1 pseudogene is annotated in these 428 nt (G+C 55.4%); it reads right to left on the reverse strand.

Features of this window, described 5'->3' with window-relative positions:
- Positions 1-318: 318 nt before the first annotated feature.
- A pseudogene (locus tag NE591_RS12580) lies at positions 319-428 on the reverse strand (pyridoxine kinase); the annotation flags it as partial.

Here is a 428-nt window from a genome sequence, read left to right on the forward strand (position 1 = left end):
GTCAGAGCCTTAACTGGGCAGCGCTCCACCAGCTTCTTGCCACACGTTATGAAGAACTGGGCTTCGCTGCGACGGGCCGAATGGGCGACGAGATAGCCCCTTCCGTACCTCTCTTCCCTTCAGAACCCAAAATAAGAGAAGGAATAAGTGAATAAGGGAAGAAATAGGGAAATAAGGGAAAAAATAGGTGAAATACAGAGAAGCCTCAATCAGCCCTACGGCATCATTTCGCAAAATAGCGAACCCTTGCGGTAGATGTGCTGCTCTGCAACGCGGCCCACACTCTTCCCGGTGCGAGCCGCGCGAAAGCACGAACCTTTACCCCAGCAGGGCTGTCACCTTCCCGAGCAAAGGCTCGAAGGAGACGCCGCGGTCTTCGGAATTGGGCTGCTTGGCGGAGATGAGCATGGCGTCGGCCGTGAAGTCGG

The organism is Adlercreutzia sp. DFI.6.23, from assembly GCF_024462535.1.
Lineage (GTDB): Bacteria > Actinomycetota > Coriobacteriia > Coriobacteriales > Eggerthellaceae > Adlercreutzia > Adlercreutzia rubneri.